General features: G+C 70.6%; 1 protein-coding gene. It reads left to right on the forward strand.

The features are described 5' to 3' along the window. The first annotated feature begins 256 nt into the window (after positions 1 to 256). A complete protein-coding gene (locus AC1DWF_RS35750; RefSeq protein WP_476843194.1) occupies positions 257 to 538 on the forward strand; it encodes a hypothetical protein in 282 nt (93 codons plus the stop codon). Positions 539 to 633 lie beyond the last annotated feature (95 nt).

A 633-nucleotide genomic window follows, 5' to 3' on the forward strand; every position in this document is an offset into this window, starting at 1 on the left:
CAGCCGCGCGGGCCAGTCGCGGGACAGGGGCGGCGGCGGGCGGAAGGGGGCCATGGGATGTTCCTGTTGCGGACATGCAACGCCAAGTGGCACGCCGCGTTGCCGCATCGATCAGGAAGGGAGTCCGGGCCTACGCATCCTCCGCCATTCGGCGACACGGGTTTTCCGCCGGGTTGCGTGATCCGGATTGCCCCTGGCGCGACTCCGGATACCTTCCTGAAACCGCCTCTCCCATTCCCCTCGAAAGGACAGGACCATGGCCTACCCCGACCCCCCCTCCGAGATTCCGCCCTACATGGCCGACACGCACGCCGAGATCGCCGCGCTGCGCGCCAAGGTCGAGGCGCTGATGAACGACCGCGTGACGCCCGCCGTCGCCCGCGTGGCTGACAAGGCCGAGGCCGCCGCCCATCAGGCCACCGACACCTTCCGCGAGCAGACCGAGCGGCTGAGCGAGACCATCCGGGACAGGCCCCTCACCGCCGTCGGGCTGGCGGCATTGGCGGGCTATGTCTTCGCCGTCCTGTGCCGCCGCTGATGCGCAGCCTTCGCCTGTTGGGCGTCGCCGCGGAGGCGGAAGCGCTGCGCCTGAAACGCGAGGCCGGCGCGTTTGCGCGGTCGACGATCCTGCAG

The organism is Aminobacter sp. P4_D5, from assembly GCF_056401815.1.